This window comes from Flavitalea sp. (genome assembly GCF_035489435.1).
GTDB lineage: Bacteria > Bacteroidota > Bacteroidia > Chitinophagales > Chitinophagaceae > DATHKG01.
On record NZ_DATHKG010000107.1, the window covers coordinates 1 to 4,595 of the forward strand.

Below are 4,595 nucleotides of genomic sequence, written 5' to 3' on the forward strand. Positions count from 1 at the left end.
GTATATACCGGTATCATTTTTCATCAAAAAAATGGGATACGATTGCAACAAAAGGTAATTTTTTCATGCCCCGTTATCTTGCAGCACTTGGAACTAATGCAGCAAGAGACACTGCGTATATACTGGGCGGTTATGGTAGTAACACGGGCGATCAAAAAATCAACCCCAAACATAGCTATGACCTTATGGCTTACAGCGTCCGGTCAGGATCGTTTAAGAAATTGCAACAACTTGAGGAGCCGGCAAAACATTTTGCTTTCGGAAACAGCCTGGTGATTGACTCTTCCACCCGGAATTATTATTCACTGGTATACGCGCGCGACCGGTTCAATTCATCCATTCAATTATTAAAAGGTTCATTGGATTCGGGTGCTTACCAATTATTAGGTGATACTATACCTTACGAATTTCATGATATCGAATCATTTGCCGACCTGTTTTTTGCGCCTTCATCAAAAAAACTGATTGCAGTTACTCTTTTCACCGGCAAAGACAGTGTCTCGGTTGTAAGGATTTACACACTTGATTTTCCGCCTAATGAAATTTCAGCAGCACAGACTGTAAGGACTGAAAACAATGGCGAGATATGGACCGGGCTGATTATAGCCGGATTTGTAGGCCTTGCGCTATCGCTGGCTTATTTAATAAGGCGCCAAAGAAGAAAAGTGCTTGTCCGCCGTGATGTAAAGCTTCCTGCAGTGCCGGGTAACCAGCGTGAACATGATGAACCGGGTTCACATCATGGCGGTGTTCATTCCGAATTCCTGCCGGGCAACTTCTTTTCCCAGTCTGAACCGGCAGAAGGTCCAGCGATATTTCTGTTTGGCCCTTTTCATGTAACCGACATGCGTGGCAACGATATCACCAGACTATTTACTCCACTGTTAAAAGAACTTTTCCTGCTGATTCTTATCAATTCCATTCGGGAAAACAGGGGCATCTCATCAGAAGCGCTGACTGAATTGCTCTGGCATAACAAATCTGAAAAGGATGCAAAAAATAACCGGTCTGTGAATATCGCCAAGTTGAAATCCATTGTAGAAAAGTTGGGTTCTCCGGTCATCACAAAAGAATCCGGCTTATGGAAATTTCAATCCCCCGATAATTCAGTTTACATTGACTTCGCCGAATTAACGGCTTTGCAATTTTCGGCTGCCACTATTGACAGGACTTACATTGAGAATTTATTAACCATTGTCCGTCGGGGCAACTTCCTGTCACAAACCGAATACAGCTGGCTCGATGATGTAAAATCATCGATCTCAAATTCCGTTATTGACCTCTGTATCCGTTACATAGAAAAAGTTGATATACACCAGGAGGCAGAATTTATCATTGAGATTGTCAACTGCATATTCCATTTCGACCGGTTGAACGAGCAGGCACTGGAGTATAAATGCAAGAGTCTGATCATATTGAAAAGACACGCCCTTGCAAATACAACATATCTCAACTTTACCAAAGAATACAAAGAAATTTACCAGGAAGATTTTCCGAAATCTTTCAATGAGATCATCAGGTGATACTGCGCCGGCTCATCAGAAGTAATCTACCGTATTATTAGTTGTCGCGTAAATTCCAGATTTTCCGTGATACGTCTGCCATCTTTCTTAAATGCATTAATGTACATGGCAATCCTGTCCTTTGCCAGTTCCAGGCTTTTGTTATTGAGGTTAAGATTGAGCAGATCTATGAACCAGGGGAGTTTCTCGCGGCTGTGAATATAAGCGACAACAATCTCTCGTGATATAGGAAGCGTGGTTGTTTTCGATTCATCATACACATCTTTATTTCCGGCTTTCAGCAACTTCTCATACTCCTCTTCAAGCAATTTCTCAAACAATGCAATCGAAAAATGGTCGCCCTTCTTAATTCCTGATTGCGGATCATCTTCAGTAAGTATTGCACTTTTATGCACCCATTCCCATAAGATACTTAACCTTATTTCTCCTGTTGCCATATCTTCCATCAGGTATAAGATATCGTCATTCCCAAAAAAATCGGCAGCCTTAAGTGCTGCTGCCTGCATTCCCTGTCCAAACGCATTTCCATATTGGATGGCAACACTCAGGAGGTTACGTGCACCACGGATAGTCGTTGGCGCAGTTTCAATAAGTATAAGTCCGTCAGCATCTTGTTGTGAATAGGTGAGCCGGGGGAATGCCCTGCCAGTCTGGTTTGGCTGACCAACCTTTTCCCATATGGGTCTTACAATATTCACCATCTTCCAATGTGCAACCCATTTTCCACTCGCACCTTCAGTTTGCTCGCGCTCAGCACCAGCCATCGCTTTTTTCATACTTGCCTTTACGCCTTCCTCCGATCCCACTGGTATATTAGGCTCCATACCGCCCTGCCATAAAGCAAAATTGCCATTGACATCAGGCGTATTGACAGCGCATCTAACGCGGTTTTCATAATTACGCATATAACCATAAGTCATTGTGATGGCTTCGATATCCGGATTGACAAAACTTTTGTCCCAGGCCATCGCATCTGCTACGCTATTGATATAATCCCAGCGTCCCGTGTTATATCCCACAAAATGTTTTCCCAGGGCAGCACGTATTTCCATTAGCTGGAAAGTTGCTTCAAGCTGTTCTACCAGTACGTAAACCTTAATGGTTCCAACAGGTAGCTTAAGATGATCTTCAAGCGCGGTAATTATATCGTTCCACAGCGCGGCCTCGCCTGCAATTTGGATCTTTGGTAGATAGAGTACTATTGACGATCCTGCCTTTTGCAACGCCTTATAATTGTTTACAACATATAAAGTCAGATCAACTATCGATGCAGCCATGGCCACACCTTCTCCATCAAGTATGTGACGATCGTCAAGATGAAGGCCGCGAGCACGAAAAATTTTTGTCGTAAAGTCGAGCTGTTGTTTCCAGTTTGTAATAATGTTACGCCCAAAGAAACCAGTACTCCACTTGTTCATTTCAACGGCCACCTGCTCTGCTACTTTCAAAAATACCGGATCTTTACTGATAGCCAACTTCAGGTTACGCTGGTTATCGAGCGACATCGTTGCTATCTGTCCAAGCGCATCTTCTCCGTCAAACATCCAACCGTCTGCACCTGAAAGCAAGGCATAAGCAACATTCCGGATACTATTTTCCAACGGCGCATTTGGTTTGGCAGCAGGACCAGTTCCCTGTATCCATTGCCTTTGCAGATCAGCAGGAATAACTGCCCCTTCAAATCTGCCATCCCGGGCATCCTGTACTTTTATTGTAGTGCGTGGAATAAAATTTTCAGCATCAGAAAATGCGATCCTTTTCTTTTGCTCAAGTCGGTCTTTTCTGCGTTGTATTCTTGCCGTCATCACCTCCTTTATGTCCCTGTTAAAATGCGCAAGCGCTGAAAGAGCCGAAAGTGATTCAGGGGTATAAATATCTGCATATACCTGCTGAAGATTGCCGTTAATTGCGATGTTATTTGTCATATTGGAAAATGAATTATTATAGTGAGTGCGGGTCTTAATGGTTATCTAAGAATAAACACCGTCATAGTTAATGGACCGTGTGCGCCAAGCACAAGTGCCTGTTCAATATCTGCAGTTTTTGAAGGGCCACTAATAAAGCCTCCAAAACTATAATCGCCAGTACCGATTTTTTCATAGGCTTCGTGCAGCGTTGGAACAATGCTTGCAGCAGAAACAACTACAGCAAGATGCTGGCATATATATGGAATTATTCGTTGCCCCATTAATTGATCTGTTAGCCATACCGCTCCGTTTTCAGCTACAAACAAATGTGCTTGTAAAACAGCCAGCTCAACATCTTCGTAGGTATGCGGATTAACAGTGCCTGATATCAATTCAGCTACGTCACCTAATTCGGGCAGCGTGGTGACTATACGTTTGTTAACATCAAAATTTTTATTGATCAGCACTTTAACTTCGGCTATATCATCAACCAACAAAGCAACACCGCCTATAGCATTAAAGACGCTGATATATCTTTGAACGGCGTCATTATGATCGCCTTTAAAATTACTTATATCTGGCAGCGGTGTAGTTTGAGGCTGATTTTTTAAAACCGCCTGCAATATCTTTTCCCTTGTATTCATAAAATTATTTTTGTTCCTCCTAAGGGTTTAGCGGGCTAAGTTTTAGCCGGTTTACCGGCTTCGGATTTAGCATACCACTCAGCAAAAGATTCCTTTGGACTTTCTGGCATCTCACGTTGTTTATACCATAAATTGAATTTATTATTTATTACAAATGGGATATTATGTAAAAACCATCTGCCTGCTTTGCCGGCATTTGTAAAAGTACTGGGTGAAGATAAAGTCCAGGCCATTGCTTTCATACTCATTGCTTTTGTATTTGCGGCATAACCCTCTTTAACAATTACCTGGCGCCATTTATACAGTTGCTCATGAATATTAATTTTTACCGGGCAAACATTTGAACAAGACCCGCAAAGAGTAGATGCATATGGAAGATCGGCGTGTTTTTTTATATCAAGGTTTGGAGCAAGGATGGCGCCAATTGGACCCGATATGGTATTATGATAACTAAGGCCTCCGCTTTTTCTATAAACCGGGCAGGTGTTCATGCAAGCGCCACATTTTATACACTTTAACGA

At 42.5% G+C, this 4,595-nt stretch carries 4 protein-coding genes; 1 reads left to right on the top strand and 3 read right to left on the bottom strand.

Features of this window, described 5'->3' with window-relative positions; translation table 11 throughout:
• A partial coding sequence (locus tag VK664_RS17590; protein ID WP_461399999.1) for a hypothetical protein occupies positions 1-1,523 on the top strand: 1,523 nt, incomplete at its 5' end.
• A gap of 26 nt (positions 1,524-1,549) precedes the next feature.
• Here the strand turns inward: VK664_RS17590 and VK664_RS17595 are convergent.
• The 3 genes from VK664_RS17595 to VK664_RS17605 form a co-directional block, all read right to left on the bottom strand.
• On the bottom strand, positions 1,550-3,448 hold the full coding sequence (locus VK664_RS17595) for a malate synthase (RefSeq protein ID WP_461400000.1): 1,899 nt from the start codon (positions 3,446-3,448) through the stop codon (positions 1,550-1,552).
• 41 nt (positions 3,449-3,489) lie between these two features.
• Complete coding sequence (locus VK664_RS17600) at positions 3,490-4,074, bottom strand: LutC/YkgG family protein (RefSeq protein WP_461400001.1); 585 nt, start codon at positions 4,072-4,074, stop codon at positions 3,490-3,492.
• A gap of 35 nt (positions 4,075-4,109) precedes the next feature.
• The coding region (locus VK664_RS17605) for a 4Fe-4S dicluster domain-containing protein (RefSeq protein ID WP_461400002.1) at positions 4,110-4,595 on the bottom strand (486 nt) is incomplete at its 5' end.